Annotated in this window: 18 protein-coding genes; 8 read left to right on the top strand and 10 right to left on the bottom strand. The window is 71.7% G+C overall.

Annotation, left to right across the window (positions count from 1 at the left end):
* Nucleotides 1-2: 2 nt before the first annotated feature.
* The 3 genes from gnd to dnaA form a co-directional block, all read right to left on the bottom strand.
* Complete coding sequence (gene gnd / locus GD632_RS04020) at nucleotides 3-899, bottom strand: phosphogluconate dehydrogenase (NAD(+)-dependent, decarboxylating) (RefSeq protein WP_152188966.1); 897 nt, start codon at nucleotides 897-899, stop codon at nucleotides 3-5.
* 47 nt (nucleotides 900-946) lie between these two features.
* Complete coding sequence (gene dnaN, locus GD632_RS04015; RefSeq protein ID WP_152188963.1) at nucleotides 947-2,074, bottom strand: DNA polymerase III subunit beta; 1,128 nt, start codon at nucleotides 2,072-2,074, stop codon at nucleotides 947-949.
* 421 nt (nucleotides 2,075-2,495) lie between these two features.
* Complete coding sequence (dnaA, locus tag GD632_RS04010) at nucleotides 2,496-3,917, bottom strand: chromosomal replication initiator protein DnaA (protein WP_152188961.1); 1,422 nt, start codon at nucleotides 3,915-3,917, stop codon at nucleotides 2,496-2,498.
* A 280-nt stretch (nucleotides 3,918-4,197) separates the two neighbouring features.
* On the opposite strand from dnaA, the gene rpmH reads away from it, so the two are divergent.
* The 8 genes from rpmH (at nucleotide 4,198) to GD632_RS03970 (ending at nucleotide 11,715) form a co-directional block, all read left to right on the top strand.
* The gene (rpmH, locus tag GD632_RS04005) at nucleotides 4,198-4,335 is read left to right on the top strand and encodes a 50S ribosomal protein L34 (RefSeq protein WP_110853377.1); all 138 of its coding nucleotides are present in this window, start codon (nucleotides 4,198-4,200) and stop codon (nucleotides 4,333-4,335) included.
* Nucleotides 4,336-4,338: 3 nt separating this feature from the next.
* Nucleotides 4,339-4,695, top strand: a complete 357-nt coding sequence (gene rnpA, locus GD632_RS04000; protein WP_152188959.1) for a ribonuclease P protein component — start codon at nucleotides 4,339-4,341, stop codon at nucleotides 4,693-4,695.
* Nucleotides 4,692-5,027 carry a membrane protein insertion efficiency factor YidD gene (yidD, locus tag GD632_RS03995; protein WP_152188957.1) on the top strand — a complete coding sequence of 112 codons (336 nt, stop codon included), beginning with the start codon at nucleotides 4,692-4,694 and terminating at the stop codon, nucleotides 5,025-5,027. The genes rnpA and yidD overlap by 4 nt, the downstream gene beginning before the upstream one ends.
* Nucleotides 5,028-5,039: 12 nt before the next feature.
* The gene (gene yidC / locus GD632_RS03990) at nucleotides 5,040-6,245 is read left to right on the top strand and encodes a membrane protein insertase YidC (protein WP_152188955.1); all 1,206 of its coding nucleotides are present in this window, start codon (nucleotides 5,040-5,042) and stop codon (nucleotides 6,243-6,245) included.
* A gap of 136 nt (nucleotides 6,246-6,381) precedes the next feature.
* Nucleotides 6,382-6,864, top strand: coding sequence for a Jag family protein (locus GD632_RS03985; protein WP_193311349.1), 483 nt, complete (start codon nucleotides 6,382-6,384; stop codon nucleotides 6,862-6,864).
* 13 nt (nucleotides 6,865-6,877) lie between these two features.
* The gene (gene rsmG / locus GD632_RS03980; protein ID WP_152188950.1) at nucleotides 6,878-7,522 is read left to right on the top strand and encodes a 16S rRNA (guanine(527)-N(7))-methyltransferase RsmG; all 645 of its coding nucleotides are present in this window, start codon (nucleotides 6,878-6,880) and stop codon (nucleotides 7,520-7,522) included.
* A gap of 1,933 nt (nucleotides 7,523-9,455) precedes the next feature.
* On the top strand, nucleotides 9,456-10,496 hold the full coding sequence (locus tag GD632_RS03975; RefSeq protein ID WP_226924530.1) for a ParA family protein: 1,041 nt from the start codon (nucleotides 9,456-9,458) through the stop codon (nucleotides 10,494-10,496).
* Entirely contained in the window at nucleotides 10,489-11,715 is a 1,227-nt protein-coding gene (locus GD632_RS03970; protein WP_152188948.1) for a ParB/RepB/Spo0J family partition protein, read from the top strand. Before GD632_RS03975 ends, GD632_RS03970 begins: the two co-directional genes overlap by 8 nt.
* A 42-nt stretch (nucleotides 11,716-11,757) precedes the next feature.
* On the opposite strand, the gene GD632_RS03965 is transcribed toward GD632_RS03970, so the two are convergent.
* The 7 genes from GD632_RS03965 to GD632_RS03935 all read right to left on the bottom strand — a co-directional run bounded on the left by GD632_RS03965 (nucleotide 11,758) and on the right by GD632_RS03935 (nucleotide 22,278).
* Nucleotides 11,758-12,735: a D-alanine--D-alanine ligase family protein gene (locus tag GD632_RS03965; RefSeq protein ID WP_193311329.1), complete on the bottom strand. Its 978-nt coding sequence runs from the start codon at nucleotides 12,733-12,735 to the stop codon at nucleotides 11,758-11,760.
* A 17-nt stretch (nucleotides 12,736-12,752) separates the two neighbouring features.
* Nucleotides 12,753-14,087 (bottom strand): aminotransferase-like domain-containing protein, encoded by a 1,335-nt coding sequence (locus GD632_RS03960; RefSeq protein ID WP_152188945.1) that lies wholly within the window; start codon nucleotides 14,085-14,087, stop codon nucleotides 12,753-12,755.
* 76 nt (nucleotides 14,088-14,163) lie between these two features.
* Nucleotides 14,164-14,472: a thioredoxin gene (gene trxA / locus GD632_RS03955; RefSeq protein WP_319633100.1), complete on the bottom strand. Its 309-nt coding sequence runs from the start codon at nucleotides 14,470-14,472 to the stop codon at nucleotides 14,164-14,166.
* A gap of 26 nt (nucleotides 14,473-14,498) precedes the next feature.
* Nucleotides 14,499-15,503, bottom strand: a complete 1,005-nt coding sequence (gene trxB, locus GD632_RS03950; RefSeq protein ID WP_152188943.1) for a thioredoxin-disulfide reductase — start codon at nucleotides 15,501-15,503, stop codon at nucleotides 14,499-14,501.
* 66 nt (nucleotides 15,504-15,569) lie between these two features.
* A complete protein-coding gene (murJ, locus tag GD632_RS03945; protein WP_152188941.1) occupies nucleotides 15,570-19,571 on the bottom strand; it encodes a murein biosynthesis integral membrane protein MurJ in 4,002 nt (1,333 codons plus the stop codon).
* A complete protein-coding gene (locus tag GD632_RS03940; RefSeq protein WP_152188939.1) occupies nucleotides 19,568-21,760 on the bottom strand; it encodes a DUF6049 family protein in 2,193 nt (730 codons plus the stop codon). Before GD632_RS03940 ends, murJ begins: the two co-directional genes overlap by 4 nt.
* On the bottom strand, nucleotides 21,757-22,278 hold the full coding sequence (locus GD632_RS03935; RefSeq protein ID WP_152188937.1) for an NUDIX hydrolase: 522 nt from the start codon (nucleotides 22,276-22,278) through the stop codon (nucleotides 21,757-21,759). Before GD632_RS03935 ends, GD632_RS03940 begins: the two co-directional genes overlap by 4 nt.
* Nucleotides 22,279-22,356 lie beyond the last annotated feature (78 nt).

The raw sequence follows: 22,356 nt of genomic DNA, 5'->3' as shown, positions 1-22,356 counted from the left end.
CCTCAGCGCTCGTCGGCGCGACGGACCGCGTGTCCCCCGAACTCCTCGCGGAGGGCGGCGATCGCCTTCATGGCGGGGGACTGCTCCTGCCGGGAGGCGAAGCGGGCGAAGAGCGCGGCGGCGATGGTGGGGGCGGGGACCGCGTTGTCGATGGCCTCCTCGAGGGTCCAGCGGCCCTCGCCGGAGTCGTTGGCGTAGTCGTCGACGCCGGCGAGGCCCGGGTCGCCCTCGAGGGCGTCGACGAGGAGCTCGAGCAACCACGAGCGCACGACGGTCCCTCGCTGCCACGCGCGCAGGACCGCTGCGACGTCCGGGACGAGGTCGGAGCGCGAGGCGATGATCTCGTAGCCCTCGGCATAGGCCTGCATGAGGCCGTACTCGATGCCGTTGTGGACCATCTTGGAGAAGTGGCCGGCACCGACGCCACCGGCGTGGACGAAGCCCTCCTCGCTCGGCCCGTCGGGTCGCAGGGCGTCGAAGATCGGCATGGCGCGCTCGACGTCCTCGGCGCTGCCGCCGACCATCGTGCCGTAGCCGTACTCGCGGCCCCAGACACCTCCGGAGATGCCGGCGTCGATGTAGCCGATGCCCCGCTCGGCGAGCATGGCGGCGTTCGTCTGGTCGTCGCGGTAGTAGGAGTTGCCGCCCTCGATGATGAGGTCACCGGCCCCCAGCCGGGTGGCGAGCTCCTCGAGCACGGACAGCGTGGGCGCGCCCGCGGGCACCATGATCCACACGACACGGTTGCCGGCGGGCAGCGCCGCGGCGAGCTCGGCGAGGGAGGCGACGTCGCTGATCTCCGGGTTGGTGTCGTACCCGGTGACGGTGTGCCCGGCGGCCTCGATGCGCTGGCGCATGTTGCCGCCCATCTTGCCCAGACCAACCATGCCGATGTGCATGTCTGCTCCCCTCGTGGACGGCTGCTGCGAACGTACCTGGAGCGCGGCTACCCGGCGAACCGGATGGGCATGAGGAGGTAGCGGAACTCGTCCTCGCTCTCGCCCTCGGCGCTGCCCTGGCCGGTCATGACGGCGGGCTTGCTCGGGTGGGTGAAGGACAGCCGCACGAAGTCCGTGCTCAGCGCGCCGAGGCCGTCGAGAAGGTAGTGCGGGTTGAAGGCGGTGACGATGTCCTCGCCGACGAGGGTGGCCTCGAGGACCTCCGAGGCCTGCGCGTCCTCGCCCTGGCCCGCCTCGAGGACGACCTGCCCGTCGGAGAAGCTCAGTCGGATGGGGGTGTTGCGCTCGGCGACCAGGGAGACGCGGCGCGCGGCCTCGACGAGCGCCGCCGTTGCGACGACGGCGTGGGTGGTGGTCTCGTCCGGGAAGAGGCGCCGCACCGGGGGGTAGTCGCCCTCGACGAGCAGCGACGTCGTCTGCCGCCCGCCGGCCGCGAAGCCGACGAGCGAGGCAGCGTCCCGACCCAGGGCGACGTCGACGCTGCCGGCGCTGGTGAGCGACTTGGCGACGTCGGACAGGGTGCGCGCCCGGACCAGAGCGACGGCGGAGATGGAGGGGTCGCTCGGGTGCCAGCTCAGCTCGCGCATGGCGAGGCGGTAGCGGTCGGTGGCCATGAGCGTGAGCTTCTCGCCCTCGATCTCGACCCGGACGCCGGTGAGCAGCGGCAGGGTCTCGTCGCGGCTCGCCGCGATGCTCACCTGGGCGACCGCCTCGGTGAGGACGTCGGCGTCGATGGTGCCGGAGAGCTCGGGCATGGCAGGGAGGGCCGGGTAGTCCTCCACGGGCATGGTGAGGAGCGTGAACCGGCTCGCCCCGCAGCGCAGCACCACCTTGGTGCCGTCCAGGGTGAGGTCGACGGGCTTCGCGGGCAGCGCCTTGGCGATGTCGGCGAGCAGACGGCCCGAGACGAGGACGACGCCTGCCTCCTCGACGGCCGCGGGGACCGCGGAGCGCGCCGAGACGTCGTAGTCGAAGGTCGACAGGGTGAGGGAGCCCTCGCTGCTTGCCTCCAGCCGCACGCCGGCGAGCACCGGGACCGGCGGGCGCGCGGGAAGGGAGCGCGCTGTCCAGGCAACGGCCTCGGCAAGGACGTCCCGTTCGACCCTGAGCTTCACGATTGTTGACCTCTCTCGGAGCGTGACGGCGCAGCGCATGGTGCTGCGCACGGGAAACCTTACGCGAGTGCACCGAGGCTCCGGACGCGAGTCGGGCACGGTGACCCGGCCAGATCTTGTTATTCACAAGCGATCTGGAATGGGGGTCTCGTCATCATCGTCGGTGGTGTGGACACTGTGGACATCGCACGTCCGTGCAGGTCACCACGGGAGCCGTGCTGTGGGGCGCAGTGCTGACCGGCCTGTGGAGGACGGGCCGGGGCAGGGGATTGTCAGCACCGCTCCCGGCGTCGTCCACCGGCAGGGGATGGTCTGTCCACTGACAAGTTTCCGCTGTCCACGTGAATCCACAGGGTTGTCCACAACTGTGCATGAGCTCGAGGGGCCGATTCCCGTCGTGGAGCGCCACCGTGCGGGCGGGTCAGCCTCCGGTGCGGGCCTTCTGCTTGATCCGGTTCGTGAGCTCGGTGACCTGGTTGAACGTCGAGCGCTTCTCGGCCATCTGCTCGCGGATCTTGCGGTTGGCGTGCATGACCGTCGTGTGGTCGCGCCCGCCGAAGAGCTGCCCGATCTTGGGCAGGGACAGCTCGGTGAGCTCTCGGCACAGGTACATGGCGATCTGTCGGGCGTTGACGAGCACGCGGGAGCGGTCGGCGCTGCACAGCTGGTCGATGGAGATCGAGAAGTAGTCGGCGGTCTGGCCCATGATCAGCGTGGGCGTGATGTCCTCACCGTCGGTGTCGGTGATGAAGTCCTTGAGGACCATGACGGCGAGCGACTCGTCGACGGGCTGCCGGTTGAGGTTGGCGAAGGCCGTGACTCGGATGAGAGCACCCTCGAGCTCACGGATGTTCGTCGAGATCCGTGACGCGATGTAGGAGAGGACGGCGTCGTCGATCTCGAGGTTCTCGTTGTTCGCCTTCTTCCGGAGGATCGCGATCCGGGTCTCGAGGTCGGGCGGTTGCACGTCGGTGAGCAGCCCCCACTCGAAGCGGGAGCGCATCCGGTCCTCGAAGCCGTTGAGCTGCTTGGGGGCGAGGTCGGAGGTGATGACGACCTGCTTGTTGGCGTTGTGCAGCGTGTTGAAGGTGTGGAAGAACTCCTCCATCGTCTGTTCCTTGCCCTGGAGGAACTGGATGTCGTCGATGAGGAGGACGTCGACCTCGCGGTACCGGCGCTGGAAGGCCTCGGCCTTGTCATCGCGGATCGAGTTGATGAAGTCGTTGGTGAACTCCTCGGAGTTCACGTACCGCACCCGGACGCTGGGGTCGAGGCTGCGGGCGTAGTGCCCGATGGCATGGAGCAGGTGTGTCTTGCCGAGCCCGGAGCCGCCGTAGATGAACAGCGGGTTGTACGCGCGGGCCGGCGACTCGGCGACGGCGGTCGCGGCCGCGTGCGCGAAACGGTTGCTCGAGCCGATGACGAAGGTCTCGAAGGTGTACTTCGGGTTGAGACGGGCGGCGTCGGCCTCGGCGACGGCGGAGGCGCGGCGGGCAGCCGCGCGGGTCTCCTGCGGCGTCGGCGGCGCCGGGGCGTCGTCGGGGGTGTCGGCGCTGGGCACGCGCGGCGACGTCTCCTCCAGCGTCGGGTCGACGGTGACGGCGAAGCGGACGGCCGAGCCGGACGCCTCGGTCAGTGCCTCTGTCAGGGCGACCCGGGCGCGGGTCTCGAGGAAGTCCTTGGCGAAGTCGCTGGGGACCGCGAGGAGGAGGGTGCCGTCGACGGCACCGAGCGGACGCGTGAGGCGGATGAAGGCGCGCTGAGCGCCGCCGATGTCCCCACTCTCCGTGAGGATGTCCACGGCGCGTGCCCAGACGTCGGTGATGTCGTCGTTCTCGGGCACAGCGGTCCTCTCCAGCAGGGTGTCAGAGGCACGAGTGTCGCACCTCGGCCCTCGATCCACATAGATATCCACAGATGTGCAGAAGAGGCGTGAGGGACGGCATACTCGGGCGCCCGGAGGTCGGATTGACCGGTCTTCTCCGCCTCGCGTATCGTGGCCAAGCCGTCCCGACGGCTCTTCCGTGGTGCCTGCGCACCGGTCCTGTAGTGCGGAGGAGCGGCGCAGCCGCGCATCTGCTGCCCAGCCGCAGCGTAGACAACCGACGTTTTGGAGTACTGCCGTGAGCAAGCGGACTTACCAGCCGAACAACCGGAAGCGTGCCAAGGTGCACGGGTTCCGGCTGCGCATGCGCACGCGCGCCGGGCGCGCCATCCTGGGCGCCCGTCGTCGCAAGGGCCGCGAGAAGCTCTCGGCCTGAGCCGTGCTGCCGCCGCAGCACCGTATGCGTCGGTCGGAGGACTTCACCGACGCGGTGCGCGGCGGTGCCCGCAGCGGCGCACGCCGACTTGTCGTCCACCTCAGCACGACCGAGGAAGCGCCATCGAGCCCGCCTCGCGCGGGCCTCGTCGTGTCGAAGGCGGTCGGCAACGCGGTGGAGCGCAACCAGGTGAAGCGCCGGTTGCGCGGGCTGCTCGCCACCCGGATCAGCGACCTGCACGACGGCGACAAGCTCGTCGTGCGGGCGCTTCCTTCTGCCCGCGCGGCAACGAGCGTCGAGCTCGGTGACGACCTCGACGCAGCACTGCGCACCGCGCGTCGACGGGCAGCGGGCCGATGACCGGTCGACTGAGCGGTCTGCTGGGCCGCGGCCTCGCGCTGGTGGTCCGTGCCTACCAGCTGATCGTCTCCCCATGGTTCGGACCGACGTGCCGCTACTACCCGTCGTGCTCCGCGTACGCGGTGACGGCGCTGAGGCGGCACGGTGCGGTGCGGGGCGTCGGGCTGGCCGGGTGGCGCCTGCTTCGCTGCAACCCGTGGAGCAGGGGCGGGATCGACCACGTCCCGCAGCGCGGCGAGCCGATGCCGTGGTCAAGAAGCGAAGCACGAGCACGTACGCTCGGTGTAGCTGCCGGTGGGGCGCGTGGACACGACGCGCCGGAAGACCTCTAGGAGACGACCCGCATGGGTGCCTTTGACACGATCCTCTACCCCATCAAGTGGGTCGTCGCGTGGATTCTCCACCTCTTCCACGAGCTGTGGACCTTCGTCGGTCTGGACCCGGCCAGCGGCTGGACCTGGGCGCTGTCGATCGTCGGTCTGACGGTCATCATGCGTATCCTGCTCATCCCCCTGTTCTTCAAGCAGATCAAGGCTTCCCGCGGCATGCAGGTCCTGCAGCCGGAGCTGCAGAAGCTGCAGAAGAAGTACAAGGGCAAGAACGACCCCGCGTCACGGCAGCAGATGCAGTCCGAGATGATGGCGCTCTACCAGAAGCACGGGACGAACCCCTTCGCCTCCTGCCTGCCCATCCTCGCGCAGTCACCGATCTTCTTCGCCCTGTTCCGGGTGCTGTACTCGATGCCGCAGATCGCTGACGGCACCTACCGCGACGGGCAGCCCCTCGGGCCCATCGACGAGGCCGCGGCCTCGCAGTTCCTCGACGCGACGCTGCTCGGCGCGCGGCTCTCGCAGTCCTTCCTCGGCGAGGGGGCGACGCTCAACGTCCGGATCCTCACCGCGGTGCTCATCGTCCTCATGTCGGTGACGACGTTCACCACGCAGCGGCAGCTGACGATGAAGAACATGCCGCAGAGCGCGCTGGACAACCCGATGGCCAAGCAGCAGCGCATGCTCATGTACCTGATGCCGCTGATCTTCGCCTTCTCCGGCGTGTACTTCCCCATCGGTGTGCTCATCTACTGGCTCACGACGAACCTGTGGACGATGGCGCAGCAGTTCTACACGATCCGCAAGATGCCGGCGGCGGGCTCCGAGGCGGAGAAGCGCTTCAAGGAGCGCGAGCGGGCCAAGCTCGAGCGCAAGGCGGCGCGCAAGGGTGTGCCCGTCGAGGAGCTCCTTCCCGAGCCCCCGGAGCCGGAGCGTCCCGTCCAGCGTGGCCAGCGCGTGCAGCCCAAGCGCAAGGACCGTCAGCGCCGACCGGGCACCCCGGGTGGAGTCGATGCGCAGGCACCCACGGGAGGCAGCGCGGCGTCGCCGGAGGAGGCTGCCGAGCCGGACGCCACCGCCCCGGCACCGTCGGGTCAGGATGTCACCAAGGACGGCAAGACCCCGCAGCAGCGCGCAGCCGAGCGCCACGCGAAGCGAGCGGCCCAGCGTCGGGCCGAGATCGAGCGTCGTGGCAAGGGCTCGGGCAAGCCGGGCAAGTAGAGACCTGTTCAGTGCCCGGGGCGACGGGCCGAGAGAGAAGGATCAACCCGTGAGCGAGCAAGACGTGCAGGCCGATGACACGACGTCGGCGCAGGACGAGACGTCGTCTGAGGCGACGACCTCCGAGCGGACTGCGGTGCCGGCGACGGTCAAGCGCCTCGAGGAGGAGGGCGAGATTGCGGCGGACTACCTCGAGGAGCTGCTCGACATCGCTGACCTCGACGGGGACATCGACCTGTCGATCGACCACGGCCGGGCCGCGGTCGAGATCGTCAACGAGGGTGGGTCCGACCGGGAGCTCCGGCGTCTGGTCGGCAAGGACGGGGAGGTGCTCGACGCGCTCCAGGAGCTGACGCGGCTGGCGGTGCAGGCCCGTACGGGCGAGCGCAGCCGGCTCATGCTCGACATCGCCGGGCACCGTCGCGGACGACGAGCAGAGCTGACCGCGGTGGCGGAGGAGGCGATCACCAAGGTCAAGGCGGGTGCCGAGACCGTGTCCCTCGAGCCGATGAACCCATTCGAGCGGAAGGTCGTGCACGACGCTGTTGCCGCGGCCGGCCTTGCCAGCGACTCCGAGGGTGTTGAGCCGAACCGGTACGTCGTCATCACCAAGCGGTAGGCGACACCTGTAGATGAATGCTCCCGGAGACGCCGTCGAGCCGGCCCCCCAGTCGGCGGCCCGGGTCTTCGGAGAGGCCTGGCCGCAGGTCGAGATGTTCGCGTCGTTGCTGGTCGCGGAAGGTGAGCTGCGCGGTCTCATCGGACCACGGGAGCTCCCTCGGTTGTGGTCACGACACCTGCTCAACTCGAGCGCCGTGGCCCCCTTCGTGCCCCGCGACGCCCGGTTCGCGGACGTCGGTTCCGGCGCCGGCTTTCCCGGAGTCGTGGTGGCCATCATGCGACCCGACCTCGACGTCCATCTGATCGAGCCGATGGAGCGTCGCACCACGTGGCTCGAGGACGTCACACGTGAGCTCGCGCTCACGAACGTCACTGTCGTGCGTGCGCGTGCCGAGGAGTTGCACGGGTCGGTGACCTTCGACGTCGTCGGAGCGCGGGCGGTTGCCGCTCTCAAGAAGCTTGTCCCATGGGTGGCGCCGCTCATCGCGCCAAGTGGTCGGCTCGTTGCGCTCAAGGGTGAGCGTGCTGCGGCGGAGGTCGAGGAGGCAGCGAAAGTGCTGCGTCAGTACAGATTGGCCGACCCGGCCGTGCATGAGGTCCTCGTCGCGGGCACTGATGAGACCACCCGCGTCGTGACGGCCCACCGCGTCTCCTGACTTGGCGCGTGCGGGCCTCGTGGCCCCGGCTGATCCGAGTGCGCGGAGTTCATTGCGAGCTTAGCGCGCACCCCGATTGCCCCACGGCGGCCCACAGGCCCCGACTGCGGTGGCAACGGCCGCGCCGGGCGTAGCCGTGGAGCTCGGCATGTGTTTCACGTGAAACGGGGGTTTCAGGACGCTCTGCTCCCCTCGAGCGACGGGTGCATCTGTCTACGAGGATTCCCGCTGCGCGCTGCTCCGGGGTGTACGGGAGTCGGCTCCGGCCAACGGAACCGGCTCGTCTCGCTCCTTGCCAACCGGTCGTCGCCTCGCGGCGCCATCCACCCGCGTGCGCCGTGCCGATGAGGCCTACCAGCACCCACCGCGCTCGGCGTTTCGAGAACCCCTGTCGCGGTTCCACGTGAAACAACCGTGTGTCGCAACCCCTGCCGGCTTGTGAACTGTGGTGGTTCTATCTCAGGGGGACGCGCCGAGTCGGTATCTACTCACTCGGGAGCGGGCATCGTGATGCGAGCCACTGACCTTGTCCGCCTTTGCCGCCCACGCGCGGGTCGAGCCGCCCGTCACGGTATGCGCCGATCGGTCCGTTTCACGTGAAACGTCCGCCCCGCAAGTATGCAACCTCGATACTCGCGCGAATCGCTGATGGGACGAGGCGGGCGGCTCGCGCACGTCGCGTGTCACTGATCGCCCACATAGGTGGGCGCGTTCCATGGCCAACTGACGAGCGACGGCTGGAGAGAGTCGCGCCTGGGGACCATCGAACCGACGCGCTCAACACTATGGCTGTGGCCGTCGCGGTACCTCGACTCGCATGGCCCCACCGTCGGCCCCGGGGTCGACTAGTGAGAAGCCTCGGAGGTTTCACGTGAAACGGCTGCAACGGCGTACCGAGGCAACGACAGCCGGCGGCGAAAACCTCGGCCGTGGCCTTCAGCTGAAGCGAAGGTGCGGGCATGGGGCTCACAGCACGCTCGATGCCCGAAGCCGCCAGCGTTCTCCGTGTCGTATCGGCTGGCCGGAGCAAGCATCGTCTCTGCCATGGAAGCGGCGACCTCGTGCACAGGGAGCCGGAACGAGACCGTGTCATGCCGCACGATAGAGAAGAAGGCGAGGCACGTAATCGAGTGGCGATGCCGACCGTGGCGTTTCACGTGAAACCTGCGCTCCTGGCCATCGCGTGTTGGACATCGTTCCGAGCTGGCTGAGTTTCGACATCTCGCGAACCAGGTCGATCGGTTAAGCGGCTCGGCTCGCACCGGGCGATCTGAGAGATGCGCCGCGCGCAAAGCGTTTCACGTGAAACAGTCCGGCATTGCGGCATTGCGGCATTGCGGCTTCGCGGCTGTGCGGCTGTGCGGCTGTGCCGCTAGAGGCGGCCAACCGGCCACCGACGCGATGTCTCTCCGTCCCCCAGCGGTGCTCAGATGGCGCAGCCGACCGGGGACCGTCACGTCCGAGCTCGGTGTAGTGCACCCCAGGGTCCGCAGCCAGCGCGCAGCGACGTCGTCCATCCTGTCCACGGCGACCCAGCGGCGCCGACCGGGGCACCTCGTGAGGGGCCACGTCAACACCCCACGGCGATCGGCGTCGCTCTGATGGCGAGGACGGGGCCCTCCCGCCTGACCTCGTTCTGGTCATCGACGCGGAGGACCCCCTGTTGTCAGGTGCTGGCACCTTGTTTCACGTGGAACGGGCATCGACGACAGCCCCGTGCAGTCAACTCAGTTGCTACGAGTACGCTCCGGCGTCCGTCAGGTATCCCGGCAGGGTGCCGGCCCCAACCGCGGCTCGGACAGCCGGACCCCGTGTTTCACGTGAAACTGCCGAGCGGTGCCGATCCACAGCCGAGCGAGTCGGTGCGCGGAGGTGGCACCGACCCGGGATAGGCTACGGAGGGCGCGCAACAACTGCGATTCGAGGGGTACGTGTGACGGAGTCGGACGACACGGCCGGCATGGCGGACGGCGCCGTGGCGAGCGATCAACAAGGCAACGCAGCACGGAGCATCCTCGGAGGGCTCGACCACTTCGACGACTCCACGCCGCTTGCGGCGCAGCTCGCAGAGGACGCACGGAGGCGGATCGCCCTCGAGGGCACGCGGTTCCCGCGGCCACGTGAGACTCGTATCCTCACGGTCGCGAACCAGAAGGGCGGAGTCGGCAAGACGACGACCACCGTGAACCTCGCCGCGGCGCTGGCAACCGGTGGCCTGCAGGTGCTTGTCATCGACAACGATCCGCAGGGCAACGCCTCTACCGCGCTCGGTATCGACCACCACGCCGGAACGCCGTCGACCTACGACGTCCTCATCGACGACGTCCCGCTCGCCGACGTGGTGCAGCCCTGCCCCGACGTTGACGGCCTCTTCTGTGCGCCGGCGACGATCGACCTCTCGGGTGCGGAGATCGAGCTCGTCTCGATGGTGGCGCGCGAGAACCGGCTGCGCAACGCAATCTCCGCGCTGCTCTCGAGTCAGAGCGACGAGGAACGGTACGACTACGTCTTCATCGACTGTCCGCCGAGCCTCGGGCTGCTCACCGTCAACGCCTTTGTGGCCGCCCGTGAGGTGCTCATCCCCATCCAGTCGGAGTACTACGCGCTCGAGGGCCTGAGCCAGCTCCTGCGCAACATCGAGCTCATCCGTGGACACCTCAACCCTACACTACACGTGTCGACAATATTGCTCACGATGTTCGACAAGCGGACGAACCTCTCGCGCCAGGTCGCCGACGAGGTGCATACCCACTTCCCGGACCAGACTCTCGAGGTCCCGATCCCCAGGTCGGTGAGGATCTCCGAGGCGCCGTCGTACGGGCAGACGGTCCTCACCTACGACCCCGGCTCCACGGGCGCGCTCGCCTACCGTGCGGCAGCGCAGGAGATCGCGTCGCGCGCCGAGACCACCCAGACCAGCCCAGCAATGCCAGAGCCCAGCGAGGCGCACCGTACGGAGGATGTCCATGAGTGAGAAGCGACGTGGCCTGGGCAAGGGCCTCGGAGCGCTGATTCCGACCGCGCCCGCAGAGGGCAGGCCGGTGGACGTCTTCTTCCCCGACCAGCGGACCGAACGCAGCCCGCGACCGACGCAGCAGGTGGCCGCCGAGGCGCCCGGAGCGTCCTCCGCGCCGGCCGCGAGGACCCGCGCGACGAGCGGTCCCGCGACCCAGACCGCGTCGAAGACCCGCAAGCGGGCCTCGATTCCCAAGGACACCGTCACACCGCGGCGGAGGCCGGCCGCGGACGTGCCCAGCGCCCCCACGCCGGCCGCAGCGGCTCCGCCGGCCCCCGAGCCGCCCGAACCGCAACCACGTGCCGAGGCGACGGACGACACCTCGCTCGTCCCCGTCCCGGGCGCCACCTTCGCCGAGATCGCGGTCGACGACGTCGTCGCGAACCGCCGCCAGCCGCGGCAGGTCTTCGACGAGGAGGAGCTGGAGGAGCTCGCGTCGTCGATCCGCGAGGTCGGGGTGCTCCAGCCCATCGTCGTGCGCGCGCTCGCCGAGGGGGAGGAGGCACGCTACGAGCTCATCATGGGCGAGCGGCGGTGGCGCGCCTCCCAGCTCGCGGGCAATGACACCGTTCCGGCCATCGTCCGCGAGGTCGAGGACGACGACCTTCTGCGCGACGCGCTTCTCGAGAACCTGCACCGCGCGCAGCTCAACCCCCTCGAGGAGGCGGCCGCCTACCAGCAGCTCCTCGAGGACTTCTCCTGCACCCACGAGGAGCTCGCATCCCGGATCGCCCGGTCGCGGCCGCAGATCTCGAACACGCTGCGTCTGCTCAAGCTGCCCCCGCTCGTCCAGCGTCGCGTGGCCGCGGGGATCCTCTCGGCCGGGCACGCGCGTGCCCTCCTGGGCCTGTCGGACCCGGCGCCGATGGAGCGGCTGGCCCAGCGCATCGTCGCCGAGGGGCTGAGCGTCCGTACGACCGAGGAGATCGTCGCCCTCGGCGACGAGCCCACGGCACCGGAGATGCGCCGTCGCCCGCGGACGGGCACCTACACCGCCGAGCTCAACGAGATCGCCACCCGGCTGTCGGACCGCTTCGACACCCGGGTGAAGATCGGCATGGGCCAGCGCAAGGGAAAGATCAACATCGAGTTCGCCAGCATCGAGGACCTCAACCGGATCCTGGACGTGCTCGCCCCTACCGTCGAGCGCCCGCGCCTGGACGACGCCGGCTCCTGACCTGCTGTGCCCCCTCCCGTCCTGGGAGGGGGCACAGGGACGTCAGACGCGCGCGGCGGCGGTACGCACGAGCTCGACGAGGAGCTCGGTGAAGCTCGGACCGCCCTGCGTGGCCCAGGCCTGTGCCGACTGCGGGTACAGGGAGGTTTCCGTCATCCCCGGGGCGACGTTCATGTCGAGGAACCAGGGCGTGCCCTCGGCGTCGACGATGAGGTCGGTGCGGGACAGGTCCCGCAGGCCAAGTGCCCGGTGGGCGGCGACCGCGGCGTCACAGGCGGCCTGCGTCGTCGCGGCGTCCAGGCGGGCCGGGACGAAGTACTCGGTCCGGCCGGCGTTGTAGCGCGCGTCGTAGTCGTAGGGGCCATCGGTGACGATCTCGACGGGCGGCAGCGCGACGGGGCCGTTCGCCGTCTCGGCGACGGAGACGGCCACCTCGGTCCCCACCACGGCCCGCTCGACGAGCGCGGCGTTGCCGTAGGAGAAGCACGTGACCATGGCGTCGGGCAGGTCCTCGGCGCGCTCGACGACGGTCACGCCGAGGGCGGAGCCGCCGTCCTCCGGCTTGACGACGAGCGGGAGCCCCAGCCCGGCGAGGGCGGTCGACAGCACCGGCGCGGAGCCGATCTCGTGGAAGAGGCCGCGGGGCAGCGTGACGAAGGCGGGCGTGGCGACACCGGCCGCCGCGACGATGGCCTTGGCCACCGGCTTGCGCGAGGCCAGCCGGCACGGTCCGGAGGTGCTGCCGACGTAGGGGATGTCGAGAAGTTCGAGCAGGCCCCGGATCGAGCCGTCCTCACCGGTGGAGCCGTGGACGAGCGGCAGGACGACGTCGGGGCGGTTCTCGCGCAGGGCGGGCAGCAGCTCGGCGTCGAGGTCCCGGACCTCCACGGTCAGGCCGGCGTCGCGCAGGAGCTGGGCGACGCGGCGTCCCGAGCGCAGCGACACGTCACGCTCGTGCGAGAGGCCACCGGCGAGGACGAGGACGCGCAGGTCGTCGGGCACGGTCTCGGCAGGGGTCATGAGGGCTCCGCTCTGTCTCAGGCCTGGTCGGGGCTCGGGGTGTCGACGAGGTGCTCGCCCTGGGCGCGGGACCCGGCCGTGCCGAACATCTCGGTGAGCTCGAGCTCGGTGCGTACGACACCGGCGAGGCGTCGTACGCCCTCGCGGATGCGCTCGGGCGTCGGGTAGCAGAAGGACAGGCGCATGTGGTCCGCGCCCTGGCCGTCCGCGTAGAAGGCGGTGCCGGAGACGTACGCGACGAGGTTGGTGACGGCGCGGGGCAGCATCGCCTTGGCGTCCAGGCCCGGAGGCAGGGTCACCCACGTGTAGAAGCCGCCCGCGGGCACCGTCCAGCGGGCCTCGGGCAGGTACTCCGTGAGCGCGGACATCATGGCGTCCCGACGGGAGCGGTACTCCTCGCGGAACTGTTTGACCTGCCCGTACCAGTCGTAGCCCTCGAGGTAGGAGGTGATCGAGAGCTGGCTGAAGCGCGAGGGGGACAGGATGGCCGCCTCGCTGGCCAGGACGAGCTTCTCGCGCACGGCGTGCGGCGCGGCCGCCCAGCCCACCCGGTAGCCCGGGGCGAACGTCTTGGAGAAGGAGCCGAGGTAGACCACACCGTCGGGGTTGTAGCTCTTGAGGGAGGGCAGCGGGTCGCCGTCGAAGCCGAGCAAGCCGTAGGGGTTGTCCTCGAGGATGAGGACGCCGTGCCGGCGGCAGATCTCGACGACCTGCGGGCGCCGCGCCTCGGCGAGCGTGACTCCGCCAGGGTTGTGGAAGTTCGGGACCGTGTAGAGCATCTTGACCCGGCGCCCCTCGCCCGCCAGGCGGCGCAGGGTGGCCTCGAGCGCGTCGGGGACCAGCCCGGCCTCGTCCATCGGGACGTGGACGATGTCGGCCTGGTAGGCGCGGAACACGCCGAGCGCCCCCACGTAGCTCGGGGCCTCGGCGACGATGACGTCGCCCGGGTCGATGAAGATCTCGGTCACGAGGTCCAGTGCCTGCTGCGACCCGGTGGTGACGACGACGTCGTCCGGGTGGGCGTGGACGTGGTCGTAGCGCATGACCTCGACGATCTGCTCTCGCATCGCGACCTCACCCTGGCCGCTGCCGTACTGCAGCGCCTCCGGGCCGCGGTCGCGGAGCAGCTTGGCGGTCATGTCGGCGAGGAAGTCGATCGGCAGTCCGGAGATGTTCGGCATGCCCCCGGCCAGTGACACGACCTCGGGGCGGCTCGCGACGGCGAAGAGCGCCCGGATCTCCGAGGAGCGCATCCCGTGGGCGCGCTCGGCGTAGGAGTCGAACCACGGGTCGAGCCGTGTGCCGGCGGCAGCACGGTCGCCTCCGGGGGTCCGGGGCTCGGGCGTCGTCATGTGGGTGCCTCCTCCTGCGCGCTCGTCGGCGCGTCTGCCAGGCTACGCCGCCCGCGGGCCGGACCCGTGCACCGTGTCAGGGAACGAGCGTGGCGAGCTGGGCCGCGAGGGCCGGCTTGGGCCGCGCCCCGACGATCGACGACACCGCCGCCCCGTCCTGGAAGAGGATCATGGTGGGGATGGAGACGACGCCGTAGGCCTGCGTGGTGTCCGGGTTCTCGTCGACGTCGAGGGCGACGACGCGCAGCCGGTCCCCGTACTCGGCGGCGAGCTCGGAGAGCACCGGCGCGAGCTTGAGGCAGGGCTGGCACCACGGCGCCCAGAAGTCGACGAGGACCGGGCCGGGCGTGTCCAGGACCTCGGTGGCGAAGGTGTCGTCCGTCACCGTCGCCACCGAGGGGGAGGACCCGTTCACAGGGAGACGGCGCCCTGGGGGGTTTGGGAGGCGTCGGTGGCGGGTTCGGCGGCTTCGCCGAGGGCGGCGAGGTAGCGTTCGGCGTCCAGGGCGGCGGCGCAGCCGGTGCCGGCGGCGGTGATGGCTTGGCGGTAGGTGTGGTCCACGGCGTCGCCGCAGGCGAAGACGCCGGGGATGTTGGTGGCGGTGGAGGGGTGGGTGACGATGATGTAGCCGTTGTCGTCGAGGTCGACCTGGCCGGTGAGGATGTCGGTGCGCGGGACGTGGCCGATGGCGACGAACAGGCCGGTGGCGTCCATCTCGCGCTCGGCGCCGGTGAGGGTGTCGCGCAGGGTGAGGCCGGTGACCTTGTCGGTGCCGTGGATGGCGGTGATCTCGCTGTTCCACGCGAAGTCGATCTTGGGGTTGGCCATGGCGCGGTCGGCCATGATCTTGGAGGCGCGCAGCTCGTCGCGGCGGTGGACGACCGTCACCCGTGAGGCGAACTTGGTGAGGAAGGTGGCTTCCTCCATGGCGGAGTCCCCGCCGCCGGCGACGACGATGTGCTGGTCGCGGAAGAAGAAGCCGTCGCAGGTGGCGCAGTAGGACACCCCGCGTCCGCCGAGGGTCTTCTCCCCTTCCAGGCCGAGCTCCTTGTACGCCGAGCCGTTGGCGAGGATGACGGCCCGGGCCCGGTAGGTCTCGCCCTCGGCCGTTGTCACGGTCTTGACCTCGCCGGTGAGGTCGACGGAGGTGGCGTCGTCGTAGATGACGGTGGCGCCGAACTTCTCGGCCTGGGTCTGCATCTTGTCCATGAGCTCGGGGCCCATGACGCCCTGGGGGAAGCCGGGGAAGTTCTCCACCTCGGTGGTGTTCATCAGCGCGCCGCCGGCGGTGACCGCGCCGGCGATGACGACCGGGGCGAGGTTCGCGCGCGCGGCGTAGATCGCGGCCGTGTACCCGGCAGGGCCGGAACCGACGATGACAACCTCGTGCAGGGCGGTCGGGGTGGTGCTCGTCATGGGAGTCCTTCGTCGCTCGGGGGTGCTGCTCGGGTCAAGGCGCGAGGGCCCGGATTTGTTCCGGACTCAGTCGACGGTGAGCTCGGCGAGCTCGATGCGGTTGCGGCCGTCGGAGTCGGCCACGGGCAGGGAGGTGAACCACAGGACGATGCTGTCGGTCTCGACCGGCTCGTCGAAGGTGAAGGTCGTGTCCGGGCCCATCTCGCCGGAGGCGAGGACATCACCCTCGGTGGGCTCGTCCGGGCTCGTCGCACGGATCTCGACGTTGCCGCCCTCGCCCATGAGGTCCATGGTCACCGAGGAGACGAGCGTGGCCTCCTCGAGCTCGACATGGAGGCCGATGCCGGACTTCATCCCGTACTGGGGGTCGACGTAGGAGCGCGACCGCCAGTAGGTCGAGTCGTCGCCGTCGAGCGCCTGCGGGGTCAGCTCAGGGTTCTCCGCGCCGTCGCCCTCGGGGTCGAGAGGGGCGAGGGAGGCGACGGCGGGCGGCTGCGGCGGGGTCGTCTCCTCCGGTGCGGGGGTGGTCTCGGGCTCGGCGGCCGGCTCGGTCGCCTCCGGGCTCACCGGGGCCTGGGTGGCCGTGGGCGGGGCGATGTAGCCCTCCGGCTCCGCGGTGAGGGTGCGGAAGGCGATGATCCCGCCGACGAGGAGGGCGACGAGCGCGACGGCGAGGACGATCGGCGTCGGGTCGAGACGTCGGTCGCGGAACGGGACGGGCGCGCCGGGCTCACGCTCGGGCTCCTCCGCGACGACCGACTCCCACGAGCGGTCCTGCTCCGGCTGCGGCGCCGCGGGGACGGGGTGCGGACGCTGCTCGACGGGCTGCGGGTCGGCCGGGACGCGGCCGTGCTCGAGGGCGGCGCGCACGTCCGCCTCACGGGTCTGGGCGAGCTCCTCCTCGGCGCGGGCGTCGCGCTCGGCGGCGCGGGCGGCCGCGGCGGCGGAGACCTTGCCGGCGCCGGCGGCCAGCCGCCGGCGGACGGCGTCCACGCCCCTGCGGGTGCTGTCCGCGACGGTTGCGGCCGCCCCGCCCACGCCGGCGCCGATGGCGGCGGTGACGACCGAGCCGCGGGGGTGGCGGGCGGAGTGGGGGGCCGTGGCGTCGGCGTCCTCGGGGGCGACGACGGCGGTGAAGTCCGTGGGAGCGGCGGCCCCGGCCGGCACGGGGCGGGGCTGCCAGTCCGTGGTGTCCAGCGACTGGGGGGCCTGGTCGGGGGTGGCGGCGACGACCTCGTCGAAGGAGGGGGGCGCCGGCGCGGCAGCACCCCCGGCAGCGGTCGGGTCGGTGGGGGTGGCCGGGCCGGCGGGCTCCGCGGCGACCGGCTCCGGGGCGGGCGTCTCGTCGGCCGGGGTGGGCTCGGGCTCCTCCGTCGCCGGCTCGGGTTCCGCGGCCGCCTCGGGCCGCAGCCCCGCGGCGGACATGGGCACGGGCACGGCCGGCGCGGCGGCCGCGGCGGCCCCGACGCCCGCACCGAGGGATCCGGCCAGCGGCCACACCGGGTGGTCGCTGGTGAGCGCCTCGACGTTGATGTCACGCCACGGGGCCAGCTCGCGGATCAGCTCGCTCGGGGTGCGCGGCCCCTCACCGCCGAAGGTCCGGGTGCACAGCGCGTCGAGGTCCGCGGGGACGTCGTCGCGCAGGCTGCGCGGTGCCACCAGGACACCGCCCACGGTCGCCGCGGGCGGCACCTGACGGGCCAGCTCGGGTCCGTCGTCGGGCTCGGGCCAGGTGCCGGTGAGCGCGAGGTAGAGCAGCCGGACCAGGCCGAGGGTGTCGACGCGGGCGGCGGCGAGCGGGTCGTGGTCGACACCGAGGTAGGCGGCGGCGACACCGAGACCACCGAGCCGGACCTGGCCGTCGGCGGTCACGTGGACCGCGGAGGGCAGCAGGACGAGGTGGTGGACCCCGTGGCGGCGGGCCGCCTCCAGGGCGCTGGCGACCTCGCCGACGACGGCGCGGGCCTGCTCGGGGGCCATCGGGCCGCTCGTCGCGAGCTCCGCGAGCGAGGGCCCGCCGGCGACGTCGGTGACGACGAACGCGTGGCCCTCGTGGGCGCCGACGTCGAGCACGCGCTCGAGGCGGGGGTCGTCGACGAGAGCGGCACGACGGGCGGCGTCGAGCGTCTCGGCGGAGGCGCCGGTGGTCGAGGGCAGCACGAGGGCGCGGACCTCCCGCTCGAGGATCTCGTCGCGGCCGTGCCACAGCGCGGTGGCGGGCAGGACGGGCGTGAGCTCGTGGTCGAGGAGGTAGCGCCCGGACAGCAGCGTGCCGGGGTCCAGCGTCGGGGCGGTGCCCGGTCCGTCGTCGTCCAGCGTCCTGCTCCCTCTGTCCGGTCCCGGTCCCGGGCCCCTGTCGTCGCGCCCCATCGTACTGGCGGGTGTCGCGCCCTCCCCTGCCCAGCGGCGCAGCCCCGGCACCCGGGCGGCCAGCGGCCGCAGCACCCGCAGGGCGGGGTCGAGGATGACGTCGAGCTCGGAGACCTTGAGCAGGCGCAGGAGGAGGAGGTACCCCGCGCCCATGAGGCCACCGACGAGCGTCACCTTGAGCAGCGACTGGACCGCCCGCGCGATGTCGGCCTGCGCCGTCGAGACCGGCCCGATGAGGTGGAGGAGCAACCAGCCGGCGAGGAGCGGAGGTGCGGCGGCGAGGACGATCCGCAGGTGGCTGCGCAGCACCCGTCCGCCGTCGAGGCTCGGCAGCTTGAGGCGCAGCGCGAGGTAGGCGACGACGGAGCCGACGACGTTGGACGCCGCCGTCGCGACCGCGGCCCCCACCAGCCACCACTCCGGGGGCAGGAGCATCGACACGAGGCAGCCGACGATGACGAGCGCGGTCAGCGGCACCTGCAGCTTGAACAGCGACTTCGTGTCCTCGAAGGCGTAGTACACCCGCTGGATCATCGTGAACGCGCCGAGCGCGGCGATCCCGCCGAGGAGCGCCACGACGACCCGCGCGATGCCCTGGGCCTCGGGGATCGTCGTCGTCGGGTAGGCGGCCTGGACGAGCGGGAGGGCGAGGACGGCGAGGGCCCCGCCGGCGAAGACCGTGAACACCGCGATGGTCCGCAGCCCGAGGGACAGGTCGTCGCGCACCTTGGCGGTGTCGCCCGAGGCGGCGTACCCCGAGACGCGGGTGAACAGCGCCGTCACGAGCGAGACGGTGATGAGGGACTGCGGCAGCAGGTAGAGGAAGTTGGCGTTGTCCCAGGCGGCGTTGCCCGGGGCGAAGCCCTCGCCCCGGTCGGCCGCGGCGGCCGCGACGTTGGAGATCGCGATGAAGCCGAGCTGGGCGACGAGAAGGCTCGCGAAGGCCCACGTCGCCACCTTGCTCGCGCGTCCCAGGCCCGAGCCCCGCAGCCCCCACCTCGGGCGGAAGCGGAAGCCCGAGCGGTACAGCGGCACGATGAGGATCAGGGCCTGGAGGGCGACGCCGAGCGTCGCGGTCCCGCCGATGACGCCGATGCGCAGGCCGCTCCACGCCGTCGGGTCCTCGTGGGCGCCGGTGGCGCGGCCGCCGAAGACGACGATGTAGGCGAGGAGGCCGACGAGCGCGATGACGTTGTTGAGGGCCGGCGCCCACATGTACGGGCCGAAGTTGCCGCGCGCGTTGAGCACCTGGCCCAGCAGCGTGTACATGCCGTAGAAGAACAGCTGGGGCACGCACCACAGCGCGAAGGCGACGGCGATGTCGAACCACGCGGGGTCGAGCTCGGAGGCGTAGACGGTGACGAGGACGCCCGCCCCGGCAGTGAGTGCGACGGTGAGGGCGAGCAGCGCCGCCCCCGCCATGGTGAGGAGCCGGTTGACGTACTCGTCGCCGCCGTCGCGCTGCTTCATCGCGCGGACGATCTGCGGGACGAGGATCGCGTTGAGGACGCCGCCCGCGACGAGCATGTAGACGACGTTGGGGAGCTTGTTCGCGACGGAGAAGGAGTTCGCGGCGCCGGTGAGGCCGATGGCGCCGATGAGGGCGATGTTGCGCAGCAGCCCGAGCACCCGCGAGACGAGCGTGCCGGTGAACATGACCGCTGCCGACCCGGCCAGGCCGCGACGTTCCTCGCTCACGTGGTGGTCTCCTCCGGGAGGGTGGTGGGTTCGCCGAGCCGGGCGCGGCGGCGCGCCCGGCGCACCGTCCGCACGAGCCCGGCGACGAGCATGACGACGAGGAGGCCGGCCACGACGGCGGTGCCCACGGTCTCCCAGTCGGCGCGCACCCGCACCCGGATCTCGGTGGGCTCGTCGATCGGGGTGCCGTCGGGTGCCGCGAGGACGACGTCGACGACGACGTCGCCGCTGCCGACGGCGTGGACCGGCACCTGCGCCGTCGCCGACTGCTCGGCGGGGATCTCGAGGGTGACCTCGTCGTCGGCGACGAGCCGCGGGTCGCGCGGGTTGAGGCGGACGACGACGCTCGCCGGGCGTGACATCGCGTTCGTCACGGCGACCGGGATGTGCGCCTCCTCGTTGATGAGGTTGAGGGTGCTGCCGGGGCGGGCGGCGACGAGGCCGCGGCGGGCGGCGGAGGCCTCCTCGGCGGCGTCGACGAGACCGGCCCGAGCGGCGGGCAGCTCCCGCCACGCCGCCGACGTCACCCCGAGCAGGGAGGTGCGGACGGGGTCGACGAGCGCCTCCGGCTCGTCGAGGACCCCGGCGAAGGCGGCGGTCCGCTCGAGCACCTCGGACACGCGGTCGAGCTCGCCGGCGTCGACCTCGCCGTCCTCGACGACCCGCTCGGGCAGGTTCTCGCGCTCGATCTCCGGCGCCTCGTGCTCGAGCATCTCCGCCAGCCCCACCCGCTCCAGCCAGGGGGCCTGGGCGAGGACGGTGAGCTGGTCGGCGAGGAGCCCGGGATCGCCGGAGAAGTCGCGGGGCACGGTGAGAAGGAGGTCGCGACGGTCCGCCGGGCGCTCGCGGGTGACGACCGCCGTCTCGGCGAGGAGGTACTGACGCGCGGTGACGGGATCGAGCTCCACCGGGGCTTGGTCCGGGTCGACCGGCAGCAGCGTCCCGGAGAGCAGCGCGGAGAGCCGCTCGTCGGTGAGGACGGCGGGGAGCGTCGCGCCGTCGACGGCGACGTCGGCGCGCGCGGACGGGGTGTAGGTGAGCTGGGAGGTCAGCGCGAGGCCGCTGCTCGGCAGGACGGCGGCGGTGGCACCGGCCGCGGAGAGCGCCGTCACGGTGTCGGCGTCGGGCGTCTCGGCGGCGGGCCAGGCCAGGCCCGTGCCGACGGTGAGTCCGGCGTCCTCGAGCGCGGTGTCGCGGGCGGCCGCGACGTCGGCGAGGAGGTCGGTGCGGCGGGCGTGGGTGAGGGCCGCGGCGTCGGCGTCCGCCCACAGGAGGGCGTGGACGGCACGGCCGGGGGCCTCGGCGAAGTCGCCGAGGGCGCCGCGCAGGGCCGTCTTGGGGGCGGTCGTGGGGGCCGAGGGCTCCTCGGTGGGCTCCTCGTCGGCCGGCTCGCCGGCGGTGAGGTCGACGACGGCGGGCACGTCGACGAGGAGGGAGGGGTCGACGGCGAGGTCGACGGCCGGGCGGTCCAGCGCCGCGAGGAGCGGCTCGAGGCGCTCGGCGGCCACCGCGTCCAGGCGGGTGCCGGTCTCCTGCGCGGCGGCGCGCTCCGGAGCGGTGGGGGCGGCGGCGGCCAGGACGGCCAGCGGCATCGTCTCGACCTCGATGTCCGGCCACCACAGGAGGAAGCTGCGAGCGGAGGGGACGTCGACGAGGACGGGGGCGTCGGCGTCGTGGGCGGTCACCTCGATGCCGCGGGGTCCCCAGCCGCTGTAGCTCGGCGCGAAGGGGACGGCGTCCGCCGGGACGGTGAGGGTGAAGTCGACCGTCGCGCCGGCCGCGACCGGGTCCTCCAGCCGTTCGGCGTGGAGGAGCGTCGTGGCCGACAGGGACGCCGGGTCGAGCCACCGCTCGAGCAGGGACCGGCTGATCGGGGCGCTCTGCTGGGCGCGCAGACGCAGCTCCGGCACGGTGATCTCCGTGCTCGTGCCGTTCGTGACGGTGCCGCGCACGACGAGGTCCTCACCGGGGGTGAGGACTGCCGGGGCGATGTCGGTGAGGGAGACGGTCACCTCGGCGGTGGTGACACCGGCGGTCGGGTCCTCCGTCGCGGGGACGGGGGTGTCGTCCGGCCCGGGGGTCGTGGTCGCGGTGGCCAGCGGGGCGGGCACGAGGCAGAGGAGCGCCGCGAGCACGAGGAGGACGACGGCTCGCGGGCCGGCCCCGGACGGTGTCCGAGTGATGTTCATGCGCGTCCGGCCAGCACGTCCCTCGCGGTGGCGACCACGCGCCGCTCGTTCGGGTACGCGAGGCGCGAGGCGACCTCGGCGAGACTGACCCACGCGACGTCCTCCGCCTCGCAGTCGGGGTCGTTCTCGATGGTCAGCTCCCCACCTGTGGCCTCGAGGAGGTAGTGGTGGACGACCTTGTGCACACGCCGGTCGTCGCCGGAGAACCAGTAGTCGATGGTCGCGAGGTGGCGCAGCACGCGCCCGGTGATGCCGGTCTCCTCCGCGATCTCGCGGACGGCCGCCTCCTCCGGGGTCTCCTCGCCCTCGAGATGCCCCTTGGGGAGGCACCACTCGAGGCGTCCCCCGCGGTTGCGGCGCGCGATGACGGCGGTGAACGCCTGCCGGTCCTCCACCCGCACGACGAGGCCGCCGGCCGACGTCTCGTCCACCACCGGCAGCAGCGTCGACCGGGGCGGCACGGCGCGCGGGTGCGGTGGCGCAGGGACGCGCCGACGCGGCGAAGGGACGGCGGACATGAGGTCACCATAATCAACTGACCTGGGGGATGCTGCCGTCCCGCGTACGTGGGCGCCACATCGGTGGGGCCGGGACGT

It is taken from the genome of Georgenia satyanarayanai, assembly GCF_009193135.1.
GTDB lineage: Bacteria > Actinomycetota > Actinomycetes > Actinomycetales > Actinomycetaceae > Oceanitalea > Oceanitalea satyanarayanai.
This window is presented reverse-complemented; position numbering and strand designations above follow the sequence as displayed.

Excerpts from the sequence above, each read along its gene's own strand:
- gnd (WP_152188966.1), bottom strand. The coding sequence starts at position 899 with ATGCACATCGGCATGGTTGGTCTGGGCAAGATGGGCGGCAACATGCGC.
- yidD (WP_152188957.1), top strand. The coding sequence starts at position 4,692 with ATGACCGGTCGACTGAGCGGTCTGCTGGGCCGCGGCCTCGCGCTGGTG.
- yidC (WP_152188955.1), top strand. The coding sequence starts at position 5,040 with ATGGGTGCCTTTGACACGATCCTCTACCCCATCAAGTGGGTCGTCGCG.
- rsmG (WP_152188950.1), top strand. The coding sequence starts at position 6,878 with ATGAATGCTCCCGGAGACGCCGTCGAGCCGGCCCCCCAGTCGGCGGCC.
- GD632_RS03970 (WP_152188948.1), top strand. The coding sequence starts at position 10,489 with ATGAGTGAGAAGCGACGTGGCCTGGGCAAGGGCCTCGGAGCGCTGATT.
- GD632_RS03965 (WP_193311329.1), bottom strand. The coding sequence starts at position 12,735 with ATGACCCCTGCCGAGACCGTGCCCGACGACCTGCGCGTCCTCGTCCTC.
- GD632_RS03960 (WP_152188945.1), bottom strand. The coding sequence starts at position 14,087 with ATGACGACGCCCGAGCCCCGGACCCCCGGAGGCGACCGTGCTGCCGCC.
- trxB (WP_152188943.1), bottom strand. The coding sequence starts at position 15,503 with ATGACGAGCACCACCCCGACCGCCCTGCACGAGGTTGTCATCGTCGGT.
- GD632_RS03940 (WP_152188939.1), bottom strand. The coding sequence starts at position 21,760 with ATGAACATCACTCGGACACCGTCCGGGGCCGGCCCGCGAGCCGTCGTC.
- GD632_RS03935 (WP_152188937.1), bottom strand. The coding sequence starts at position 22,278 with ATGTCCGCCGTCCCTTCGCCGCGTCGGCGCGTCCCTGCGCCACCGCAC.